Origin of the sequence: Pedobacter sp. CFBP9032 (assembly GCF_034045265.1) — a bacterium.
Taxonomy (GTDB): Bacteria; Bacteroidota; Bacteroidia; order Sphingobacteriales; family Sphingobacteriaceae; genus Pedobacter.
This window is the reverse complement of sequence record NZ_JAXCWE010000001.1, coordinates 136,260-159,734: the sequence shown is the minus strand read 5'-3', so window position 1 is coordinate 159,734 and position 23,475 is coordinate 136,260. Positions and strand designations below refer to the sequence as shown.

General features: G+C 36.4%; 24 protein-coding genes. 10 read left to right on the top strand and 14 right to left on the bottom strand.

Translation table 11 applies throughout. From position 1 onward, the window contains the following. Positions 1–26: 26 nt before the first annotated feature. Together SOM16_RS00675 and can are read left to right on the top strand one after the other, a co-directional pair. The gene (locus tag SOM16_RS00675) at positions 27–1,631 is read left to right on the top strand and encodes a SulP family inorganic anion transporter (protein ID WP_320462082.1); all 1,605 of its coding nucleotides are present in this window, start codon (positions 27–29) and stop codon (positions 1,629–1,631) included. Positions 1,632–1,633: 2 nt separating this feature from the next. Next, positions 1,634–2,290 carry a carbonate dehydratase gene (gene can / locus SOM16_RS00670; protein ID WP_320462081.1) on the top strand — a complete coding sequence of 219 codons (657 nt, stop codon included), beginning with the start codon at positions 1,634–1,636 and terminating at the stop codon, positions 2,288–2,290. Positions 2,291–2,662: 372 nt separating this feature from the next. Here can and pruA read toward each other — a convergent pair whose 3' ends face one another. The 7 genes from pruA to SOM16_RS00635 all read right to left on the bottom strand — a co-directional run bounded on the left by pruA (position 2,663) and on the right by SOM16_RS00635 (position 10,798). After that, positions 2,663–4,297, bottom strand: a complete 1,635-nt coding sequence (gene pruA / locus SOM16_RS00665; protein WP_320462080.1) for an L-glutamate gamma-semialdehyde dehydrogenase — start codon at positions 4,295–4,297, stop codon at positions 2,663–2,665. A gap of 521 nt (positions 4,298–4,818) precedes the next feature. Then, positions 4,819–5,541 carry a LytTR family DNA-binding domain-containing protein gene (locus tag SOM16_RS00660; RefSeq protein ID WP_320462079.1) on the bottom strand — a complete coding sequence of 241 codons (723 nt, stop codon included), beginning with the start codon at positions 5,539–5,541 and terminating at the stop codon, positions 4,819–4,821. Next, the gene (locus SOM16_RS00655; RefSeq protein ID WP_320462078.1) at positions 5,538–6,656 is read right to left on the bottom strand and encodes a sensor histidine kinase; all 1,119 of its coding nucleotides are present in this window, start codon (positions 6,654–6,656) and stop codon (positions 5,538–5,540) included. The genes SOM16_RS00660 and SOM16_RS00655 overlap by 4 nt, the downstream gene beginning before the upstream one ends. Before the next feature lie 2 nt (positions 6,657–6,658). Next, the gene (locus tag SOM16_RS00650; RefSeq protein WP_320462077.1) at positions 6,659–8,083 is read right to left on the bottom strand and encodes a S41 family peptidase; all 1,425 of its coding nucleotides are present in this window, start codon (positions 8,081–8,083) and stop codon (positions 6,659–6,661) included. 58 nt (positions 8,084–8,141) lie between these two features. Continuing rightward, the gene (locus SOM16_RS00645) at positions 8,142–8,321 is read right to left on the bottom strand and encodes a hypothetical protein (RefSeq protein ID WP_320462076.1); all 180 of its coding nucleotides are present in this window, start codon (positions 8,319–8,321) and stop codon (positions 8,142–8,144) included. Positions 8,322–8,453: 132 nt separating this feature from the next. Then, a complete protein-coding gene (locus SOM16_RS00640; RefSeq protein WP_320462075.1) occupies positions 8,454–9,869 on the bottom strand; it encodes a S41 family peptidase in 1,416 nt (471 codons plus the stop codon). 461 nt (positions 9,870–10,330) lie between these two features. Then, positions 10,331–10,798 carry a hypothetical protein gene (locus SOM16_RS00635; RefSeq protein WP_320462074.1) on the bottom strand — a complete coding sequence of 156 codons (468 nt, stop codon included), beginning with the start codon at positions 10,796–10,798 and terminating at the stop codon, positions 10,331–10,333. A 378-nt stretch (positions 10,799–11,176) separates the two neighbouring features. Between SOM16_RS00635 and SOM16_RS00630 the strand changes: the two genes are divergently transcribed. The 8 genes from SOM16_RS00630 to SOM16_RS00600 all read left to right on the top strand — a co-directional run bounded on the left by SOM16_RS00630 (position 11,177) and on the right by SOM16_RS00600 (position 17,964). Further along, positions 11,177–11,377 (top strand): hypothetical protein, encoded by a 201-nt coding sequence (locus tag SOM16_RS00630; RefSeq protein WP_320462073.1) that lies wholly within the window; start codon positions 11,177–11,179, stop codon positions 11,375–11,377. 5 nt (positions 11,378–11,382) lie between these two features. Then, positions 11,383–11,556, top strand: a complete 174-nt coding sequence (locus tag SOM16_RS00625; protein ID WP_320462072.1) for a hypothetical protein — start codon at positions 11,383–11,385, stop codon at positions 11,554–11,556. Between the two features lie 51 nt (positions 11,557–11,607). Then, positions 11,608–12,066 (top strand): type II CAAX prenyl endopeptidase Rce1 family protein, encoded by a 459-nt coding sequence (locus SOM16_RS23200; protein WP_414692239.1) that lies wholly within the window; start codon positions 11,608–11,610, stop codon positions 12,064–12,066. 894 nt (positions 12,067–12,960) lie between these two features. Then, the gene (locus SOM16_RS00620) at positions 12,961–14,121 is read left to right on the top strand and encodes an HlyD family secretion protein (RefSeq protein ID WP_320462071.1); all 1,161 of its coding nucleotides are present in this window, start codon (positions 12,961–12,963) and stop codon (positions 14,119–14,121) included. 51 nt (positions 14,122–14,172) lie between these two features. Further along, the gene (locus SOM16_RS00615; RefSeq protein ID WP_320462070.1) at positions 14,173–16,380 is read left to right on the top strand and encodes a peptidase domain-containing ABC transporter; all 2,208 of its coding nucleotides are present in this window, start codon (positions 14,173–14,175) and stop codon (positions 16,378–16,380) included. A 37-nt stretch (positions 16,381–16,417) separates the two neighbouring features. Beyond that, positions 16,418–16,726 carry an HTH domain-containing protein gene (locus SOM16_RS00610; protein ID WP_320462069.1) on the top strand — a complete coding sequence of 103 codons (309 nt, stop codon included), beginning with the start codon at positions 16,418–16,420 and terminating at the stop codon, positions 16,724–16,726. An 87-nt stretch (positions 16,727–16,813) separates the two neighbouring features. Beyond that, positions 16,814–17,014 (top strand): hypothetical protein, encoded by a 201-nt coding sequence (locus SOM16_RS00605; protein WP_320462068.1) that lies wholly within the window; start codon positions 16,814–16,816, stop codon positions 17,012–17,014. A gap of 149 nt (positions 17,015–17,163) precedes the next feature. After that, entirely contained in the window at positions 17,164–17,964 is an 801-nt protein-coding gene (locus tag SOM16_RS00600) for a type II CAAX endopeptidase family protein (RefSeq protein WP_320462067.1), read from the top strand. A gap of 129 nt (positions 17,965–18,093) precedes the next feature. Here SOM16_RS00600 and SOM16_RS00595 read toward each other — a convergent pair whose 3' ends face one another. Genes SOM16_RS00595 through SOM16_RS00565 form a run of 7 tightly spaced genes read right to left on the bottom strand, consistent with a single transcriptional unit; the run spans position 18,094 to position 23,409 of the window. Beyond that, a complete protein-coding gene (locus SOM16_RS00595) occupies positions 18,094–18,558 on the bottom strand; it encodes a 4'-phosphopantetheinyl transferase superfamily protein (RefSeq protein ID WP_320462066.1) in 465 nt (154 codons plus the stop codon). Beyond that, positions 18,555–18,809 (bottom strand): acyl carrier protein, encoded by a 255-nt coding sequence (locus SOM16_RS00590; protein WP_320462065.1) that lies wholly within the window; start codon positions 18,807–18,809, stop codon positions 18,555–18,557. The genes SOM16_RS00595 and SOM16_RS00590 overlap by 4 nt, the downstream gene beginning before the upstream one ends. Continuing rightward, positions 18,806–20,080, bottom strand: a complete 1,275-nt coding sequence (locus SOM16_RS00585; RefSeq protein WP_320462064.1) for a beta-ketoacyl-[acyl-carrier-protein] synthase family protein — start codon at positions 20,078–20,080, stop codon at positions 18,806–18,808. The genes SOM16_RS00590 and SOM16_RS00585 overlap by 4 nt, the downstream gene beginning before the upstream one ends. Continuing rightward, positions 20,073–20,528: a 3-hydroxyacyl-ACP dehydratase FabZ family protein gene (locus SOM16_RS00580; RefSeq protein ID WP_320462063.1), complete on the bottom strand. Its 456-nt coding sequence runs from the start codon at positions 20,526–20,528 to the stop codon at positions 20,073–20,075. The genes SOM16_RS00585 and SOM16_RS00580 overlap by 8 nt, the downstream gene beginning before the upstream one ends. Beyond that, on the bottom strand, positions 20,522–21,574 hold the full coding sequence (locus tag SOM16_RS00575; RefSeq protein ID WP_320462062.1) for a type III polyketide synthase: 1,053 nt from the start codon (positions 21,572–21,574) through the stop codon (positions 20,522–20,524). Before SOM16_RS00575 ends, SOM16_RS00580 begins: the two co-directional genes overlap by 7 nt. Continuing rightward, positions 21,571–22,284: a methyltransferase domain-containing protein gene (locus SOM16_RS00570; RefSeq protein ID WP_320462061.1), complete on the bottom strand. Its 714-nt coding sequence runs from the start codon at positions 22,282–22,284 to the stop codon at positions 21,571–21,573. Before SOM16_RS00570 ends, SOM16_RS00575 begins: the two co-directional genes overlap by 4 nt. Beyond that, on the bottom strand, positions 22,285–23,409 hold the full coding sequence (locus SOM16_RS00565; RefSeq protein ID WP_320462060.1) for an NAD(P)/FAD-dependent oxidoreductase: 1,125 nt from the start codon (positions 23,407–23,409) through the stop codon (positions 22,285–22,287). Positions 23,410–23,475: the final 66 nt, after the last annotated feature.

The following is a 23,475-nucleotide window of genomic DNA, read 5'->3' as shown; positions in this document are numbered from 1 at the left end:
AAAATTTACCAGATAATTATATCGTTATGCAAAAGTCTAATACGGCCTCCTTGGGCTCAGACGTGAGAAAGTATTTTCTTAAAAAGAATCTTAAAAGAGATCTTCCATCCAGTATCGTAGTTTTTTTAGTGGCCTTGCCATTATGTTTAGGTATTGCCCTGGCCTCTGGTGCACCCTTGTTTGCCGGTTTAATTACTGGAATTATTGGTGGAATTGTGGTTGCTTCGTGCAGTGGTTCGCAGTTAAGTGTAAGTGGGCCTGCAGCCGGATTAACGGTGATTGTGTTAGGTGCAATTACTTCCCTAGGCAATTATCAAACCTTTTTACTGGCTGTTGTTTTGGCCGGGGTTTTTCAATTAATCCTGGGTTTAGTAAAAGCCGGAACAATCGGAAACTATTTTCCATCCAGTGTTATTGAAGGGATGCTGGCAGCCATTGGTCTGATTTTAATATTGAAGCAATTGCCGCATGCATTGGGTGTAGATACCGACTTTAGTGGCGATGAGGGCTTTTTTCAGCAGGATCATGAAAATACTTTCTCTGCAATTTCTGCAGCAATAGGTCATTTTAGCCTCGCAGCCGTGGTAATCAGTTTACTGGCGATAGCAATTTTAATTATCTGGCCTAAGTTTCCAAAGTTAGCGGTCGTTCCTGCCCCATTATTAGTGGTGGCTTTAGGGATTTTAGGAACATTTGTTTTCGCAGGAACAGATTATCCTCTGCGAGCGGATCAAATGGTAAAAATTCCTGTTGTGAGTGGTTTCAATGGTTTATTAGGCTTGTTTACCATGCCAGACTTTTCTCAGCTGACTAATAAAAACGTTTACATCGTGGCCATTACCATTGCGGTGGTTGCCAGTTTGGAAACGCTGTTGAGTATTGAAGCTGTTGATAAAATAGACCCGATTAAAAGGGTATCTCCAACCAACCGGGAATTGATTGCACAAGGAATTGGAAACATTACCAGCGGAATGGTTGGCGGTTTGCCCATGACATCGGTAATTGTTCGGAGTTCTGCTAACGTAAATGCTGGCGGCCGGACCAAAATGTCTGCCATTTTCCACGGTTTATGGCTGCTTCTTTCGCTACTGTTTATCCCGCAGGTTATTAATATGATTCCACTTTCCTGTTTGGCTGCTATTTTATTGGTAACCGGTTATAAACTTACCCGCATTGGCCTGTTTAAACACATGTACCACAAGGGTTGGGATCAGTTTGTGCCCTTTGTGGTTACCGTTCTGGCTGTTCTCTTTACCGATTTACTTAAAGGTGTAGCTGTTGGGATGTTGGTGTCGATATTTTATTTATTGCGTACCAACATGCGGAATCCATTCTTTTACAGAATTAGTAATGATGGGGATAAAAAGAATATCAGAATTAAACTGGCAGAAGAAGTTTCTTTCTTAAATAAGGCAGCAATACAAGTGGTTTTAACGAATATTCCCCGCGAAACGAATGTAATTATTGATGGTTCAAACGCCAGGTATATTGACCCTGATGTTTTGGAAACCATTTTTAATTACAAACATAATGCCTACACTAAAGGTATTATAGTAACGCTAGAGCAGGTACAGAAGCATTATTCGGTGCCGAAATTAACTAACAAATTTGTTGAAGACATTAATAAATAATTATGTGCGCAAAAACTATTGAAACAAAAGATATATCATACGAAACATTATTGCAGGGAAATAAAGATTGGGTTAAGGATATGATTACTAAAGATCCGGCCTTTTTCGATAAACTTTCTGAAAGCCAGAGTCCTCCTGTATTGTGGATTGGATGCTCTGATAGCCGTGTGCCTGCTAACCAGATTACAAACACTAAACCTGGAGACGTTTTTGTACACCGGAACATTGCCAATGTGGTGGTGCATACGGATATGAATATGCTTTCCGTTTTAGATTACTCGGTTAACGTATTAAAGGTGAAACATGTTATTGTTTGCGGCCATTACGGTTGTGGAGGTGTAAAGGCGGCTTTAGGTAATAAGCAGGTTGGAATTATCGATAACTGGTTGAGAAATATTCGTGATGTTTACCGGACTCATGAAAGTGAGATGGCTACAATTACAGATCCTACAGAAAGATTTGATCGCTTAGTGGAATTGAATGCCATTGAAGGTGCATCAAATATTATGAATACCTCAATTGTACAGGCTGCCTGGTCAAATGGCCAGGAATTATCGGTCCATGCATGGGTTTATAGTTTGAAAACAGGGATTATCAAGGACATGGAAGTGACTAGTAATTGCCTGGATGATGTAACGCCTGCATTTAAGATTGGTTAATATGTATCTTAATGTATTTATCTAAGCTGCGATTCGATTAATATTCAACGCTTTTAACACCGCGGTCTGCGACTACCCTGATGAAAGAGGGGAATTACGATCGCCATTCTCCTCCTTGGAGGGATGCCCAAAGGGCGGGGTGGTTAAAACAAGAATAATTCATTCAAACGGTATTCAAGTGAATATTGTTTATCGGACTCCTGGCTTAACAAAGTCATAAAAACCCCGGCATTAGTCGGGTTTTTTTTATTTCTTTCAAAGAATAATGGTCAAATATTTTTTCATAAGATGGAAGGCCGAATACCTGCTTAAACACCAAAACCCCTGATTGCTCAAGGGTTTTGGTGTTTAAATATGTATTAAATCTAATGATTAATCTTCAGCTAAGAAAGGATAACGGTAATCAGTAGGAGATTCAAAAACTTCTTTGATGGTACGTGGAGAAACCCAACGTAATAAGTTAATCATTGAACCCGCTTTATCATTTGTACCAGATCCTCTGGCGCCACCAAACGGCTGCTGACCTACAACGGCTCCTGTACATTTATCATTAATGTAGAAATTACCTGCCGAGTTGCGTAATGCATGTGCTGCTTTATCGATAGCATAACGGTCTTGCGCAATTAAGGCACCTGTTAAAGCGTAAGGTGATGTGGTGTCAATTACTTCTAAAATTGAATCGAAATCCTGGTCTGCGTAAACATAAACGGTTAATACCGGGCCAAATAACTCTTCGCACATGGTGGTATATTTAGGGTCGTTAACTACAAGTACGGTTGGCTCTACAAAGTAACCTTTAGATTTATCATAGTTTCCACCAGCGATAATTTCCACACCTTCGTCTTGTTTTGCCTGGTCGATGTATTTCGCTAATTTATCGAAAGAACGCTCATCAATTACGGCATTGATAAAGTTGGTGAAATCTTCTGTGCCACCCATTTTGAATGTCGCCAAATCGCGAAGCATTAATTCTTTAATCTCCGGCCAGATGCTTTCTGCAATATAAACTCTTGAAGCAGCCGAACATTTTTGTCCCTGGTATTCAAAGGCTCCACGTACGATTGCAGTACTAGCAATATCGGTTTGTGCTGACGGATGAACAAGAATAAAATCTTTACCACCAGTTTCGCCTACAATGCGTGGATATGATCTGTATTTATGAATGTTTGTACCGATGGTTTTCCAGATTTCCTGAAAAACTTTGGTAGAACCTGTAAAGTGAATCCCAGCAAAATCTTTGTGGTTAAAAATCACTTCACCTGTTTCTGGTCCGTCTGCGTAAACCAGGTTAACCACTCCATCTGGTAAACCCGCTTCGCGGAAAATTTCCATTAAGAGGTTAGCCGCATAAACTTGTGTATCGGCAGGTTTCCAAACCACCACATTTCCCATCATGGCTGCAGATGCAGGTAAATTTGCTGCAATTGCGGTGAAGTTGAATGGGGTAAGTGCAAAAACAAAGCCTTCTAAGGGGCGTTGCTCTACACGGTTCCAGCTGCCACGTGGCGAAACCGGAGGTTGTTGTTTATAAATGTCGGCCATATAGCTAACGTTGAAACGCAAGAAGTCGATCAACTCGCAAGCCGCATCAATTTCTGCCTGGTAAGCATTTTTGCTTTGCCCAAGCATCGTGGCTGCGTTTAATTTATAACGGTATTTGCCTGCAATTAGATCTGCGGCTTTTAAAAAGATGGCTGCACGGTGTTCCCAGGAAAGGTTTTCCCAATCTTCTTTGGCTGCCAATGCGGCATCAATTGCTTGTGAGATATGCGTTTTATCGCCAATGCTGAATTGGGCTAAAACATGTTGATGGTCATGAGGTGCAACAACTTTCCCTTTCTTATCAGTATGAACGGCTTTTCCGCCGATGTACATCGGGATATCTTGTTGATGTGAGCGGGCTTCAGCAAGTGCTTCTTTTAAAAGCACGCGTTCTTTACTGCCTGGGCCATAGTTTAATATAGGTTCGTTTACCGGTGTGGGTACGTTAAAAAATCCTTTAAGCATAGTGTATTTTTTATGAGTTGCGCAAAGATAAGGCTTTTTGAGGGATGCAATTCTATTATTCTGTAAAGAAATAGAAAGGGGTTTTGGTAGACTTTATCAAATCTTTCAAAACCCGTGGCGTTATTTTATCATGCTCAGATCACCATTAATATTATGTTATTTGATTTATTAACAATATGAGTTCTGCAATTTATTAACATTAACAATGGTTAATTGCTATTTTTAAGTTGATCGCATAGGTTGTGAATAGGGGATGTGTCAAGGTGAACCAGCCATTATCCTGATGGGAGTTAAGTAGCAGTAGGTGGGATACGGATATGATAGCGGCTAGCGGCGGAGTTAACGTGGACTGGAGGCGGAGTAAACAATTTAAGATGAATAGGTATATTAACCTTGGCTGGGATTAATATACTAAAATGATGGCTATAATAAATAGGATTGTTGAGTTTTTCGGAAATATAAGCTCATATTTTTATTGGAGAGGAAAGAAGCACGTGCAAATGCCAAATAGCGTGCGTAATCTAAAGTAATAATTTTTCCCTCATCTTATCTAAAAAATCTTTTCTATAGGTTTCGCCGATTAATATTTCTGCAGAAATACCTTTAAGAATGACGCGGTTACCATCAATGGAAGTAATCCGGTTAAGTGCGATGATAAATGATTTCTGCACCCTGATAAACTGGTTTTTAGGCAAATGTTCTTCTACATCTTTCATTGCTAACAGTGCCAATGTCCTGATGCCATTGTGGTGAAAAGCGACATAATTTTTCATGCCTTCCACGAAATCAATTTCAGCGATATTAATTTTGAGCATTTTACCCTTAGCTTCAGTTTTAACCATAAAGTATTCATGGTCTTGAGTAATCGGCTGAATAACCTTCTTTGAATTGATGTTTTTTTGAACTTTACCAATTGCCTGTAAAAAACGTGGGAGAGGGATGGGTTTAACCAGGTAATCAACTACATCCAGATCGAAGCCTGAAGTTGCAAATTCTTTATATGCCGTAGTGAGAATTACCTTTGTGTCTTTATTATTCATTGTTTGTATAAACTCAATGCCAGATATTTCAGGCATGTGGATATCAAGAAAAATAAGGTCTACAGAATTGTTATTTAAGAAACTAAGTGCGTCTATCGGGTTCGTAAAAGTAGCCAAAATCTGAATTGCGGCAATCGATTTGAGGTAATGTTGGATAACTTCAATGGCATGTTCTTCATCATCAACAATAATGCAATTAATCATGAGGTGTAAGGTTTTGGCTTCAATGCTTGCAAATGTAGCTGTTCTATAAAATTTATATGACTGGTCATCTGTTTACTCTCTGCAATTATACTAAATGGAATGCTCAAATCTAGCCGATAATCTTGTTCGGTTTCAGTAATATTTAATATAAATTTCTTATGGTAATGATGCGCAAGTCGTTTCTTAATATTGTCTAAGCCAATACCACTTGAGAGTTCTTTGGGCCCTTTTTTCTTTTGGTTATAAGTATTTAAATAAACGTATCCATCCCCCTCATTGATGTTTAAGAAAATTTTCACAGGATAATCTTTATCGGTGCAGTTACCATGTTTAAGGATATTTTCAACCACTGTGATTAAGATAAGGGGGATCACCCGAACGTTGTGGGTATTTCCTTCAATCTGAAAATCAATTTGTAATTTATGATTAAATCGAAGTTGGTTAATTTTAATTACATTCTTGATGTGTTCAATTTCTTCCTCTATTAAAGTCATGCGGTCATCTTTATCTATTTCGAGCGAATAGTGCATAATTTCGCTTAAGGTCATGATGCCATTGGCCAATTCTTCTGAAAGGGGAAGGGATTTAGCAAAAAAGAAGTTCAATGTATTGTTTAAAAAGTGAGGGTTTATTTGAGCACGAAGGAAAGCGTATTCCGCTTCGTGTTTTTCTTTTTCGATGAGACGGAGTTTTTTTTGAAATTTTATACCTTCAGAAGCGAAATAATATCCAAATCCAAGAATAGAATATCTGATAAAAACCCATAAAACCGAAGCGCCAAAATGTATAAAATTAAATGGGGGCGGGGTAGGTCCAACTGCACTTATATGCGGTCTTATATGGTAAGCTGTAGTATACCAGTTGCCAAATGAGAAAACAAAAACTAAAATTATACCAAATACTAGCTGTAAGGATTTTAACGGATTGCCATATTTAAAACACACCAGAATACATAGATAAACACTGCAAATATTAGGAAATTGAGTGAAAAATATATCTGCAATACTAAAAAAATAGCCTGCAGGATCTTGTACATATTCAAGAAGACTGCCTAACAACATATATGCTAGCCAAAAAACAATGTGATAACTTATTATTTTATATTTATTATTCACTATTAATTAGTTTTATAATTTCTTACAAAATTTATCCAATCTTTTTCTCTTTCTGGTATTCTAACATTTGGAGCAATTCCTATATTATCTAATGGTCGCTTTAATGAGAGTAGTGATTTGGCTACTGGATAAATTAACGTAAAAAACACACAAGGTGGATGTGTAATAGCTATTTCTCCATAATCAACCATTCCACTAGTATTTTGGCCAAATAAGGTAACTTTTTTACTTTGTTCTGCTCTTAAAATGAAATACTCTCCACTACTCGCTGTATTTTTATTAATTAGAATAGAAATACGTTCAGGTTTTTTTAATGTTTTAGATAATTTTATAGTTTCAGGTTTATACAGAGGATAAAGTTCTCCTAAATGTGCTCTTAGTTTTTCATTATTTTTCTTTATTTTTTTTCTTGTTTCTAGACTTGAATAAGAATAATCTTTTTCATAACAATCACGAATATTATCTTCTGTTGCTAATACGATACCACCATCAATGTGGATAGGGTTGGTATATAAATATGGAATTAGTTTTTCAAAACAACCTGTTGTGCCTCCAGGATTATCACGAACATCAATAATTAAATGTTTAGTAGTACTCAAATTATCTTTATTGTTATCGATAAGGCTATCAATTCTACTTTTATATTTTATGTCAAATGAAGGAAGTGTGAGTAAAGAAGTCTGATCGTCCAAAACTTTAAAGCTAGCCATTAATTCTGGAGGTACTATTTTGGATGGAGAAGCTGCTTTTGTTTTTTTCTCTCCTCTTTTCCACCTACCAAATAAACCGAAGTCTAAAAGATCTTTTTGAACAATCAAATTAGGATAATTAATCGAATGATCACCACCACTAAAATAAATAGTTTCGTACTGATTGCCTGTTTTTTTTATTTTAAACTTTATTTGTTGAGGCATCCATCTTGCACTGTCTGCTTTTATTACAAAGCCAATAAATTCTAAATCTCTTTTGGTGCTGTCTTTTACAATTCCGATTTCATAAATACCAAAATTCCAAATTCCCTCTATGCTATCTAATCTTTCATCGTTGTTCTTCAAATAAGATTTAAATATGCTTTCCGACCATCTTGTTTTTTCTTCGTTTTCAAAAAAAAATCTTACTGAATCAGGAGAAAGCTTACTGAAATCTATACCAAAGTCGATATGTTTATCTTCAAAAAAACTAAGCCAATCTCTAATCAGTCCTGTGCATTTGTAAGGACTTGATGCGGTAGCTATATTTTGTAAACTATCTGTGAATTTTTGAAATTGCAACTGATTTGAAGAACTTACTTTATCATTGTATCCTATGTAATTTTTTTTTATTTTTTCAACCACAAAGCGAAAATTATCGCCGCAATTACAGTTTTGCGCTTTTAACGAAAATGCTAATAAAAATAGAAATAGAAGACAAAATGTATACTTTATCATTTAATAAAAATAGGTAATGTGTTTAAGATTTGACTAAATTAACTATTAGTATTGTGGGTTATTCCACCACTGTTTTAAAGATTGTTTTGTCGGGGCAAGCTGGATCACCAGATAAACCACCACCTACAGTCTCACCGTTGCCTCCATTAATCTTTCTCATTTGTTCTGCTGTTAAATTCCGAAGGTTATTTTTCTTGAAAATAAAAACTGTCTTTTTTTCTAATTTTTTCGTTTTCATAAGATATGTTTAATTGTTTTTTAGACGTATGGTCGCAAAATAAAGCTTATTATAAGTCTGATCAAAAAAGATACACCAAATGGCATTTTGGAGATACGAAATTATTGGATTAGATATGTAAACTGTATAGTCTTATTTACCTTTATACTTCTTTACAAAATCAATCCAATCGTTAACATTTGAAGGGATTGCTACATCTGGTTTAATGCCAATGTTATCTAAAGGGTAATCGGGTAACCTGAAGGATTTACAAGCCGGATAGTAAAGCGTATAAAAACTACATGGCATTTTAATGGTAATAACTTCAACATAATCAATTGATCCGCTACTATTTTCACCATAAATTTTTACCTTTTTGCTTTGTTTCGCTTCCAGTAAAAATAATTCGGCAGCGCTTCCCGTATTTCTATTCACCAGAAATGAAATACGTTCAGGGTTTTTGTAAACCGTATTAAACTTTATGGTATCAATTGGATAAAGCTTATAAAGTTCTCCCTCATGGGCCTTTAATTTTTCCAGATCTTTCTTAAATACATTCCTGATGCTATCTGAAGCTTCAGGATATTCTTTAGAATAGCCATCCCTAATGTTATCTGCTGTTGCCAAAACATAACCTCCTTCTTTTAATATAGGGTTGGTGTATAAGTATGGCATCAGTTTTTCATAAACTAAAACAGTACCGCCACTATTATTTCTTAAATCTATAATTAAATGTTTCGTGTTTTTTAATATGCTTTCGTTTTTTTTAATTAAGGCTGTTGTTGGGGCTACATAGCCTAATTTGCCAAAAGAGGGCATTTCAAACAAGGCTGTTTCATCATCCAGTACCCGGAATTTTGGAGAAAGGTCAATTTCTTTTTCATTTTTGATTGTTGTATTTAAAGGTTTAGGCGCTTTAACCCATTTTTTAAAAAAGCCAAAATCCAGCGTGTCTGCATCTTTTATTAAGGTAGGATGCTGCTCGGAGTGATCGCCTCCACTAAAATAAATGGTTTGATACTGCCCACCCTGCTTCGATAATCTAAATTTAACTTGTTGGGGCATCCACCTCACGGAATCTGCTTTAAGCACAAAGGCCATAAACTGATTTGGCTTAATGTCTTTAACAATCCCAACTTCATAAATGCCGGTACTCCAGATGCCTTCTATAGAATCAAGTTTCGCTTTATTTTTGATGAGGTAAGATTTAAAACTACGGTCTGTCCAGTTGGTTTTTTCTTCATTTGCAAAAAAAATCCTGACTGAATCGGGATTTAATTTATCGAAAGCCATACCAAAGGTTATGTGTTTATCTTTAAAGAAATCGAGCCACGCTCTGCATAAAGTCAAACACTGATATGCATTCGATCCATTAGCAATCTGCTGTAAGCTATCAGTGAATTTTGCAAATTGTTTGCTGTTTAATGGCGTTACCTTATCTGTATAACCCACATAATTTTTTGAAATTCGTTGGGTTAAATACTTAAAATTATCGGCACAGTTACAGTTTTGGGCTTTAATGCCAGTGAGTGAAAGCAATAAAAGGAGGGAGAATAAAAGATGTTTCATGTTTAAATAGATGGTGTAAAATGTCTAAGACTTGGATGGTCTGCGTGTTTACTGCTTTTTGGGCTTAAAGTATAAAACATTATCTTACTTGGCGAAATTAATTGACGAACACTGTCTTTCTTTATACAAAGATGTTATTTGTCTCTTTTAAGGCTACCAAAATCAAAAGCATTCATTAAAGCTCTTTTCGCTTCAAATTATAGGAAGATCAGTTTCGAGTATATTACCTTCAATTTGGAGGGTAATAAGTTAATCTTCGAGGATATTAACTTCGGTTTAGAGGATAATAAGTTCTATTTTGAGGTTATTGTCTTCAGGTCAGAGGATAATAAATGCTGTTTTGAGGTTGTTATCTTTAATTGAGCAGATCATAAGTTCGTTCATGACAATGTTCACCAGGTTGGATTGAATCGGTAAATATCCAGAAGCCCCGACCTGGCCTCCGGATATTTTTTTAATTACTAAACTGTAGCTTTAGCTTTCCTGGTAAACCTTTTGCTTAAATCTTCATAGATCGGTTTTGACGTAGGGATTCCTTTCTTATAAGCTTCTTTAACCTGTCCGTAGTAAAGCATGGCCGATAGTAAAGCTTCACTGCCGGCAAGCATTACGGTATCATTCAGGTCGGCTGCCAATTGTTCTGCTAAACTGTTTAACGGACTAAGCTGAGCGGCAACGGCTTCATCTTTTAAGAACTCAACCTTATCCATATAAGCAGGTACAAATTCAGCATTGGTTTCGATATACGATTTTACCTTCTGCACGGTAGCTACTGTTTTATCGCCCATTTTAAATAGGGCTCTACGTTCATTGTCGGTAAGGGCATGCAAATAAGGCGCTAAAGCAGCCTTGCATTCTTGTAATGCCTTTGCTACACTTTCAATTACCGCTGCGGGTATTTCTGTTGAAATCTGGTTTGAAGTACTCATATGTTTATTATTAAATGTTTCATCTTCTTTAATGGGATGATTGCCAAGACATTTACCTGCCTTAAATTTAATAATAGGGAAAGAATGATGTTAACTCGGGCTAACATTACACCTAAAGTAGTATTTTTTATAACTATCTGTTGTGTTTCGTTTAAATATTTTAGTTGTTTATCCATTCTTCTGATAGGTAATTTATACTACAGGTGATTCCTGTTGAAATACAAGGATTTAAAGGGCTTTGTCCTTACAAATAGGCCATTTTGTGTATTATTTTTTTTGTTTAAATAAATAAGTTCAATACTTGTATCATGTTAGGCCAACATAGGCGAAACCTGAAAAGCCTTAAATGAGTAGGGAATAAAATTTAAATTAAACGAAATGAAAAAATTAAAGTTAGGAAGCCTTGGTGTTCAGCAACTTGGGACAATTGAGTTAATGGAAATTGAAGGCGGCCAGCTACCTTCTTGGATGAAAGGCGGTATATGGGGTGCAATAGGATATGAAATAATGGATAATTGGCAGGTTGTTAAAATTGCTGTATCTGATGGTTGGAATGGAACATATAATAACAAATATTAAATATTATGAAATTAGAAGAATTATTAGAAGAAGAACAAATGGCTATTAATGGAGGAGGAATGGCTAACTTCATGTATGATGTTATATATGGTATTTCATATGCCGCTCATGCAACATATGATATTGCTAATTCGCTTAGGAATAATCCTAGTCATGGCAATGCAAGCGTTTATAAATAATAATTTAAATAGCAGACTATTTGAATTTAAATAGTCTGCTTGATATATAAAATGATAAAAATAGAGACTGTAAATAAAAAAATATTTAAGTATTTTTTTATTTTTCTTTTGGCTAATATTGTAAGCGGTTATATATTTAACTATTTGAATATCTTATATTTTAAACTTAATAACGATCAATTTGGAAAAATATCAGAAAATGAAATTTTTTATATCGCGATTGTTTTTGCTCCTATAATTGAGACTTTGATATTCCAGTATTTTCTATACCGTTTTCTGTTATTGTTAAAAATTAGCAATACATATGTTGTTATTATAATTATGTCAATTGCTTTTTCGCAGGCTCACTGGTATCATTGGCTATACGTGGTGGCGACATTAGTTAATGCATTATTTTTCAATATTTTCTATTTAAAAGTATATAGATTAAAAAATGAATTACTTGCAGTTTTACTTACGATGACTCTACATGCAATGTATAATTTATACGGGTTTTTATTTGTTGGATAGTGCTATTAAATAGGCGATAACCACTTTTTTTAAAAAAAAATGAAAAATACCTTAATTAAGAACAATGAAGAATTAATCAGTATACTATTTTTAGTAGGTTTTCTGTGTATCTTCCTCTACGATTATCGGGTAGAATTTTTACAATGACTGCAAGCAGGCCTTAATGATTTCGACAGATTAATCCACTAAACGTTCGGCAAAAATAAATATGCAAAACATTAATAATGTTTCCGTTCAAATTTCGTTTAGTATATTTTGATTTATTATTACCTATTAATTTGAAATTCAAACTGATAGATAAAGAATTAAATATGGGTTTAATTACGCTATCGTATGGAATGATTATCGTTCATTTACATAATGAAAAAAGAAAAAATCTTTCGAAAAACATAAATTAAACTAAGGCCTATGGATTTTACATTAACTTTTTTAATATTCGCCATTTATGCTAACCATATGATATTGCTTCTCTTAATTTCCAGCCTCTTAACAGTTGTACCCTGTTTGGTATTGATTGACACTAAGCCTAAAAAAAATAGTCTGTTTATCCTTAACGTTCTTTCCTTAGCTTTTGGCGTTATGTTATTATCTCTGCCTGCAGGCGAGATTATAGGTAAGGTGCTTTATTATTTTACTCATTAACATTAGTTTCTGGTTACAAAACATCAATCTTTAGTATTGTAGCCATCATGAACATGCAGATGCTTTTTCTTTTTTGATTATTTTAAATTTTCTTAAGCATTTCATTTCGATTATGAATTTTATTCATGCTTGATGATCATCTAAATTTGATTTGTCAAGCCTTTCATCCCTACAATCTCCCCGTTGGTGTATCAATTTTGTTGCGCGCTAAAATAAATCCAAAATTGCCTTCATAAATTAATGTAGTCAAATATGGCCGTTGAAAAAGAGGCAGATCTGGAGAATAATGTTTTGGTTTTTTTACACCAGACAAAAGTGAGTACTCAGATTATTTATTCCATAACCTTATTCGCAATTATCGCTGCACTTTGCTCGCTTCCTTTTATTCATACTACGGTAAGTGTAAAAGGCAGTGGTTCTTTACAAAGTAATATTGAAAAAAATGAATTGCTGGCACCAATATCTGGCAGGGTTACCAGAATCAATTTAACTGATAATCAGAAAATCAGAAAAGGAGATATCCTTCTAAATATAGACCCAACGCTTCAACAAAAGCAAGGAATGATTTTAAGCACTCGTACAAATGAACTAAACAATTTGTTAAACGATGCTACGCTCGTGTTAAAAACAGTCGATTTAAGCAGTGCCGAGATACCGGCACTGCATAGCGGCTTATATGCTGCCAGCTGGCAACAATTTATGGAGCAAACCCAAAATGCAATTAACGCAAAAATTCAGGCTTATAAAATCTATACCAGATATGAGACCTTGTTTAATAAGAAGGTGGTTACACAGGCGGAGTACGAACAATATAAATTTAACTACGATCAGGCACTGTCTGATTTCAATTTAGTTGCCAGAAAGTATAAAACACAATGGCAAACCGAAGCCAACCAATATCGCAAAGAACTGAAAGACCTGGATGATCAGAAGGTGCAGCTCTCAGAACAAGAAAAGTTGTATGAATTAACTGCTCAAATAAATGGCACCCTTCAAGGTTTATCAGGTTTGCAGGTAGGCTCATTCGTATCCGCAGGGCAAAAAATAGGAGAAATTTCTCCCGACAGCGCTTTACTTGCCATCAACTATATCAAACCATCAGATATCGGGCTGATTAAAAAAGGTCAGGAAGCCAGGTTTCAGATCGATGCATTCAATTACAATCAATGGGGGATGCTTATTGGGGTGGTTACAGACATTTCGGACGATATTGTCATGATCAACCAGAATCCATATTTCAAGGTAAAGTGTAAGCTGAATAAAGATTACCTGCAATTAAAAAACGGTTACAAAGGTCAGGTGAAAAAAGGAATGAGTTTCAGCGCTCGTTTTACTATAACCAAAAGAAGCCTTTATCAACTGTTGTATGACCAGGTAGATGACTGGTTAAACCCTGTAAATGGTAAAAGCTAAAAGACTAAAGCGCTGAACAGAAATTTCAAATATTACACATTCGAAAATCTAATGTCTATTTTAATTAAACAACGCGACATTACGGATTGTGGAGCCGCATGCCTTGCTTCTGTTGCTGCCCATTATCGATTAAAAATGCCAGTGGCCAGAATCCGGCAGTTGGCCAGTACCGACCAGAAAGGAACTAACGTATTAGGATTAACTGAAGCCGCGGTTAAGTTAGGTTTCGAGGCAAAAGGCGTGCGTGGGCAGGTTGATAGCTTAACTAAAATTCCACTGCCCGCCATTGCGCATGTGGTTGTTAGGAAGCAACTACAGCACTATGTTGTTATTTATAAGGCTACAGATAAATACATCGAAGTAATGGACCCGGGTGATGGAAAGCTTCATCGTAAAAGCCTTGATGAGTTTGCAGCAGAATGGACCGGAGTATTGGTTTTAATGCTACCCGATGAAAGTTTTAAAAAAGGCAATGAAAAGGTAGATACGGGTAGTCGGTTCTGGCACCTCATTAAACCACACAAAACCATAGCCATACAGGCACTTTTTGGGGCACTTATGTATACGATCCTTGGCCTGTCGACCTCCATTTTTGTGCAGAAAATAACGGATCATGTTTTGGTAGATGGTAACCGGAATCTGCTGAATGTGATGAGCATGGCCATGATTGCAATTTTATTGCTGCAATTATTTATTGGCACGGCTAAAACCATTTTTACCATCCGCACCGGACAGCAAATTGATGCCCGCTTAATTTTAGGATATTACAAGCATCTTTTAAAATTGCCACAACAGTTTTTTGACACCATGCGTGTTGGTGAAATTATTTCGAGGGTAAATGACGCGGTAAAGATCAGGGCTTTCATTAACGATGTTTCCATTAACCTGGTGGTGAATGTATTCATCGTGATTTTCTCCTTTATCCTCATGTTTAGTTATTACTGGAAACTTGCCCTGCTCATGCTGGTGGTTATCCCGCTATACCTGCTGATCTATTTTATAAGTAACAAACTCAACAAGAAAATCCAGAGAAAGCTGATGGAAGAGTCTGCAGATTTGGAATCACAACTGGTAGAAGGATTAAACAATGTAGCTACTATTAAACGCTTCGGATTGGAACGTTTCACCAATGAAAAAACCGAAACACATTTTGTTTCCTTACTGAGAACCATCTATCAATCAGGAATGAATGGCGTTTTTTCCGGAACATCTGCAGAAATTATTGCGCGTTTACTTACCATTATTTTATTGTGGATAGGGGCCGGCTATGTTTTAGATGGTGAAATTACACCCGGTGAATTGTTTTCTTTTTATACCTTAATTGGCTATTTCACTGGCCCGGCCGCGTCATTAATTGGTGCCAATAAGGCAATCCAAGATGCGATCATAGCTTCCGATCGTTTATTTGAAATTATGGATCTGGAAGTAGAACAAGATACTTCTAGTGTTCACCTTACTAAAGAGTTAATCGGAAATATTCGCTTTGAACATGTTGCCTTTCGCTATGGTAGTCGAGTCAACGTTTTTGAAGATCTGAATTTAAATATAGAAGCGGGTTCATTTACTGCAATTGTTGGAGAAAGTGGCTCTGGTAAATCTACCTTAATGTCTTTACTGCAAAATATTTACCCCATTCAATCGGGAAATATTTTTATTGGAATCAACGCCATTAAATATCTAAACAATAATTCTTTAAGAAGCTTATTAAGTGTGGTTCCGCAAAAAATAGATCTTTTTGCAGGCAATGTAATTGATAATATTGCAGTAGGTGATTATGAGCCGGATATGCAGCGCATCATAAACATTTGTTCTCAGCTGGGGATTATGGCTTTTATTGAAGAGTTGCCAGAAGGCTTTCAGACTTACCTTGGTGAAAATGGTGCATCGCTATCTGGTGGACAGAAACAGAGAATAGCGATAGCCAGAGCCCTATATCGTAATCCTGAAATTTTAATACTAGATGAAGCTACTTCTTCACTAGATTCGGCTTCAGAACAATATGTACAACGGACAATAGATTTATTAAGGAAACAAAATAAAACGATCATCATTATTGCACACCGGTTAACCACCATTAAAAAGGCAGATAAAATTATTGTTTTAGATAAAGGAAAAGTTGTGGAAGAAGGCAATCATAATGAGATGATTTTTGCGGATGGCCACTACGCTAATTTATGGAGACAGCAGTTTGGAGAGGATGATTTAACCAACCTGTTAACGCCATCGCTTGAATTTGTCAATTCTAAAATCGTATCCTAGCGATTTGATTAAATCAATAGGACTAAATTAAACTCAAATGAAACTATTAGAATATATTGACCGCATTAAAATTATACATAAACTAATAAAAGAGAGTCGTACAGGAACACCAGAAAATCTAGCTCAAAGATTATCCATATCAACATCAAGATTATACGTAGTATTAGATGAATTGAAGCTAATGGGTGCACCAATAGAATATTCCCGTCAGTTACAAACGTATCATTATACCCAGGCATTTGATGTAAATATCAGGGCAGATTTTACAATTTTAAAGACGGAAGAATTAAGGCATATCAATGCAGGGTTTTTAAATCAAAATAATTATCCACTCCTTTTTTTGTAGAGTGGACAAAAGTAATTTAGTGGTGTTGCAACGAAAGGCGTAAACCGAAAAGCCTTAAATGAGTAGGTAAATTATTAAAATATAAAAATGAAAAATTTAAATCAACTAGCTTTACAAGAATTAAGTAGCGCTGAAATGGTAAATATTGATGGAGGTAAACTTCCATATGCTAATTATAGCTGGTCTAACACAGATAACGAACTCGTATATACAGCTGAAGCTATTGCCAATGGAGGTAAATTAATATACAATGGTGTTGCTGCTGCATGGAACTGGGCTACAAGCTAATTTGCAGTTTATCTAAAAATCATTCATTAGAACTTCTATTAAATGAGATGATTAAATAATTAAATGAAGACTGATTTTCAATTTTGAAAATCGGTCTTTTGTATAGTTTCAAACCTCATTTAAGTAATACTGAGTATCTAATATTAAATATGAAAATGATAAAATACCCTAAAAATGTTGTGCAAGCCATGATGTTGTTGGTTTTTGGCTTTATTCCCCTTCTTCCCTTAATTGCCATTAATGAATTACACATCATAAACATACCTAAGGAAATGTTTAATCATATTATATTTCTATTATATTTTCTTGGAATAGTTCTTTTCTATTTATGGAAAAATAAAGGAGCAGTATCATTTATCTCCTTTTTCAAGGCTGGTGATTCCTTTAATGTAGTGGCATACATAATAATATGCTTACTAGTGATAATTTTTCAAGTTGGAATAAATATTCCTTTAGCTAAATTTATATCTTATCATCTAAGTAAAACGAACAACATAACAAACCCTCTAAATGATATTTACACAGTTTTAGGGTCAATAATCCTTGCTCCATTTTGTGAAGAAATTATTTTTAGAGGCATTATTTTACGTGGTTTTCTTGGTAACTACAGTTTTAAAGTTGCCATTTTATTATCAGCTATTATTTTTTGTGTTTTCCATATAAATCCGCCTCAACTTATAGGAGCATTAACTTTGGGATTATTTTTGGGGTATATATATGGCTATACTAGAACCTTAGGTACTACAATAATTTTTCATTCCCTATCTAATTTAACCAGCGTGTTAACAGCCTTGTTATTATTTCAAACTTTGGGTCCTGGCAGGGCCGATATAATTTATGGAAAGTGGACAATTCTTACTGTTGGCGTAAGTGTAATTTTGGTTGGAGGTTTGACCTACTTACTTTACGCACTTGTTAGAAAGATGTGCATAAAGAACAGTTATCTTTAATTGAAGTGGTAAGCATTTTAGGAGGATAACACTTAGTTACGAATGTCAACTAATAAGCTTTGAAAACTTTTATATTAAAGCGCTATAAAGCTAAGGTACTCGCCTCTTAAGTAGTGAAATTTATAGCTATTATCCATACACCAATGCCAAATATCTGCCATGATGGCTTACACAATCAGCGGCTAAGCTTTTGTAATCTGCTGGATGATTTGGCTGACTATAAATTTTTATTGCGATATCAAGAAGTTTATTCACTGAAGCTGACGCAATAGTATGTACGTACGTTAGTGAAAATTCAGATTTAGTGAAGTAAGTCTGATGATCAACGGTTACCGCTCCTTTCTCACCATCAAGGGATATCAAACTACAAGCAAGAGCAGTTGGTGCAAAGTTACGGATACGAGTTTTGCGATTATGAATCTTATAGGCAGATTCCTTCATGCTCCATAATAGCCACACCATTTGATCCGGATTAGTCGCAGTAGCGATTATTAACTGTTCTTCCCTCGTGAAAATTTTATCTAAATAACCTTTGCGGCGCCAATTACTTTGCACTTTAGCCAAATCCAAATCTACAATGTCATTGCCGATCACTTCTTGCTTAATTTCTCTTTAATGACTTCGATAGAAGCTTTAACGGTGAGCATTTTTTCCATTGAGGTGTTATCGATCGTGATGCCGAATGCTTCTTCTACATCTAAAATAATATCGACTAAATTTGCCGAATTGATATTCAGATCTTTAATGAAGTCAGAATCTTCATTCAGGTTATCTAACGCTTCAGAAACTGGTGCGTAAGTCGTAATAATAGGTTTCAGTTTATTGATGATTTCGTCGTTACTCATGGTTTATATTTTCTAAAAACGATACAGGCATTTACGTCTCCGAAACCGAAGCTTGCCTTTATCAAGGTATTAATTTTTATTGTTTTTAAAGCTTTTGGAATCTTTCCGGTATCAATTAATTCCGCTATTGCCGGGTTTAAGTCTTCACAGTTTAAATTGGGAAAGAGAAAATCATGATGGATCTGCAATACTGATGCCACACATTCTATGCTTCCTGATGCGGTTAAACAATGACCTGTCATTCCTTTTAAAGCATTTATATAAGGGAAGTCATTTCCCTGCCTGTTCAAGGCGATCGTCCAGTTTTTAATTTCCAATGCATCCATTGCGGTAGCCGTTAAATGGCCGTTAATCGCATCAATTTCATTGGCTTTTACTTCGGCATTTTCAAGTGCCTTCACAATACACCGTTGTACTGCAGTAGAGTTAGGTGCCGTCATGGTTCCAGCGCCCCTTTGTCCGCCAGAATTTGCATGTCCGCCTAAAATTTCTGCATAAATTTTTGCCCCTCGGGCTTTTGCATGTGTTAATGATTCTACTACAAAAGCACCGGCGCCACTCCCTGGCACAAAGCCGCTCGCCGTTGCGCTCATTGGTCTGGAGCCTTGAGTTGGTGTATCATTATGTTTGTAAGTGCAAACTTTCATACCATCAAAACCACCCCAGATATAAGGACCGCTATCGCTCGTTGCACCGGCAAGAATTACAGTGGCCTGGCCAGCTTTGATGCGTTGATAAGCAGCAAGCAAACTTTCTGTGCCGGTACAGCAAGCAGATGAATTGGTGGAGATTTGATTGCCTAAGCCAATTTTTCCGGAAAGATAGGCGCTAACGCCGCTGTTCATGGTTTGTGCAACCACTGTACTTCCTAATCTTCTGATTTCTAATTTATCAATGGTATAAATGGCTTCTCTAAAACGGTCGATGCCAGAAGTTCCGGCACCGAAGATCATTCCATAATCCCAGAAGGGTTCGTCTGTTTGGTTTACCTCCAGGCCAGCATCTCTCCAGGCATCCAAACCAGCAATTACACCGTATAAAATCCCCGTGCTGTTAAAATTGCGTAGTTCTAAGGGCGTAAAATATTCAGCAGCTAATTCCGGAGATACCTCAGGCAGGCCAGCAATCTGACAAGAAAATTTTAAATCGCTCAAAAGCTGCTGATGTTTAATTCCGGAAATCCCATTTTGAATAGCGTGTGTGAACTTTTCCAGTCCGACGCCATTGGGCGAAACCACACCCATTCCGGTAATGACTACTCGATTATCCATTGGCATTTTTGATAAACATCCCGGCAAGTTCCCCATAACAAACCTTATCACCACCTTCATTTTGCATGGTGATTCTGCATTTTAGTTTGTTGAAACGGAAGTATATTTTTTCAGAAATAACGGTTACTTTCTCTCCTGGAAAGACGGGCCGTAAAAACTCCACATTTGAGGAGGTCATGGCTACTTGCCCGCCAAATTCATTTTCCTCGCCAGACAGCAGAAAAATTCCAAGGCAAACCAATCCGACCTGTGCCATGGTTTCAGTCAGAATTACTCCTGGCGTAATGGGCTTATCTTTAAAATGTCCCTTATAAAAATCAAGTTCAGGATCAAAAGTGAAAAATCCTGTTACACCCTCTTCATTAATTTTTTCAATTTCATCAACAAAGAGAAATGGTTTTGAATAAGGCAGTAGATCTAAAATCTGCTTTGCTGTTGGCTTTACCATTCTATTAAAATTCTTTGTGCAGAAAACCCCGGACCGAAACTTAACATTAAACCCTTTTTGCCTTTAGCGGGTTTTGAATCGAGAAAACGTTCCAAAACATATAAAACAGTTGCACTACTCATATTTCCATATAAGCGCAGTACTTCTTTTGTGTCATTAATATTTTTACCTAATTCCCCGAACAGACTTTCTACCATTTGTACAATTTTTTTACCTCCGGGATGAAAGATGAGATAATCTATATCTTTAATTTCTAAGTTTTGCTTAGCCAGAAAAGGATGGATAATATCAGGGAAATGGGCTTCAATGGTTTGCGGAACTTCAATATCCAAAACCATTTTCAATCCAGTATTGGTAAGGTCAAAACCCATCATGTGCTCCGCATCATAAAAATGGTACATTTCTTCGGAGATGATTTTGGGGCCTTCATCTGCCTCATGAGAAGATAACAGTACACAAGCCGCACCATCTCCAAAAATGGCAGCACTCACAATGTTGGTCATGGAAAAATCGTTTAACTGAAAGGTAGCCGTTGGCGATTCTACCGCTACTACTGCTGCTCGTTTTCCTGGATTTGCTTTTAAAAAGTTCTTCGCATAAATCATTCCGGAAACTCCTGCAGCACAACCCATCTCGGTTACCGGAAGCCTTACAACATCCTGGCGGAGCTTTAATTCATTGATCAGGTAGGCATCCAGAGAAGGGATCATAATCCCGGTGCAACTTACGGTAATTAGGAAATCAATGTCTTCGGCCTTCCAATTTGCCTTCGCCAAGGCTTCTGTGAGACATTGGCTGCCTAACTTTATCCCTTCGCGAATGTAAATTCTATTTCGCTCTTCAAATGAAGCATCACTAAAAACCTCTTCTGGCGACATAAATGAATAACGCTTATCTACAGCAGCATTTTCAAAAATCTTCTTTACTTTCCTGATAAACCGCTCATCTTGTCCGGTTAACCAGGCATCCAGGAAAGGCACAATTTCTTGTGTCGCGCGACTGAACGGCGGTAATGCTTTGCTAACGGCTTTAATTTTTACGCTCATATTGATTTTATAATCCATTGGTAGCGAAATGCCCATCTCCAGCGGATACTGTAATTTTTAAATTTTAACTCTCTGGAATATTGCTCCAAATCAGCTCTTTTGAATCCTCTTAAAATGGATACCAAACCATCTTTCCGCGACATTTCATTCAGCCGGAAAACAAAACATATTGCATTAAATAAATGATAAGCCAGTTTGCTTCTATGTAAATCATTAATCACGATACCTAAAGATGTTTGCTGCTGAAAAGACTGCATCAGATTCAGAATTTCCTCATCTTTAAAATGGTGCAGGGTTAGCGTACATAAAATAATATCAAAATTTATCGTTTTGAAGGCATCGGTAAAAATGTCTATACACTGGTAACTGATGTTGTCATACTGCCCGGATAAGTTTTCAGCATGGCGAATGGTGAACGCATTGGCGTCTACACCAATCAGCTTAAACTTTATTTGATTGGCCTGCCCGTACTCGGCAAGCGTTCTTAACATGTCGCCGTTGCCACAGCCAACATCTAAAATAGAGATTTCTCTATCTTTATTTATTGAACCAATCAGACTTTTAACACCATCCAGCGTTACCTTGTTCCCACCTAAGAGCTTATTTATGCTGGCAATTTTATCAAGCGCATCCCTTAATATTTCACCTTCTAAAGCAAAATCATCCATCAACTCGGGCTCGTTGCTTCTTGTTCTGGTATCTACAGCCATTTAACTTATTATTATCGGTTTTCCGTGTGTACGTTTTATTATTTCTGGCAAAATAGCTGGAAATTTAGCAATCCCATTAATCAAAAAATTGGAGAGTTTTTCCTTTCTTAGTAACCCGGAAAGTATGTGACCGGTTTTCAATCTTGATTTAAAATTATCTTGCCATGCTATAGTATAGGCCTGTTCGAGTTTTTCGAGATCAGGGATTTCCCCTTCCAGAAATCTGATCATTAGTGAACTTGCTATTTTTGCAGCATGAATAGCCATTCCCATTCCATTACCGCAAAGCGGATGAATTAATCCGGCTGTGTCGCCAGCCATTAGAATATGGTTGTTAACACATTCTTTCCGCTGGAAAGAGATCTGGCTAATGCTTAATGGTGCTTCAAACTGAAGGGTACTATTTTCAAATACCTTTTTTAAATATGGGTTTTGATACAATATTTCTTCACGGTGTGCTGTGATGTTTTTATATTTTTTGAAGGAAGCATAATTTACCAGGTAACAAATGTTAAGCAAGTTGTTTTCTACTTTAGATACACCGCAATAGCCACCTTTAAAATGGTGAAGTGCCACCAGATCATCTGGGAAATCGCCTTTGTAATGCGCTTTTATAGCAAGCCAGGCAGACTTTTCTTTGATGAAATTGCGGTTTAATTTCACATCCAAATTCGATCTTTTGCCATGAGCACCAATTACCAACCTGCTTCGATAACTTATTTCCTTGGTAGACACGGTGAAGATTTCATTTTCAAAGGTGACATCCAATACCGTATCATGGATAATATTGGCCCCGGCTGATTTCGCTTTTTCATATAGGAAATGATCGAAAGTAAACCGGCTGATACCAAATCCTCCCAGTGGTAAATCAGCTTTAATAAGCTTACTTGTAGGCGTACTCATTTCAAATTTAGTGAGTTGAGTAGGTTGTAGTATTGCCGGATCTGCCCCTAGCGAAGAAAGGTAGGGCAATACCTCATTAGAGATGTACTCACCACAAACCTTATGGTGTGGATATAGATCTTTCTCAATCAAAATTACCGCTTTGCCTGCTTTGGATAAATGAATAGCGCTGACTAATCCGGCCAGGCCTCCTCCAATAATGATTACATCGGCATCAAGCATATCTTGCAATTTAAGATAATTATATCAACAATGTTCTGCACAAAACCAAAGGCTATAACAAATATT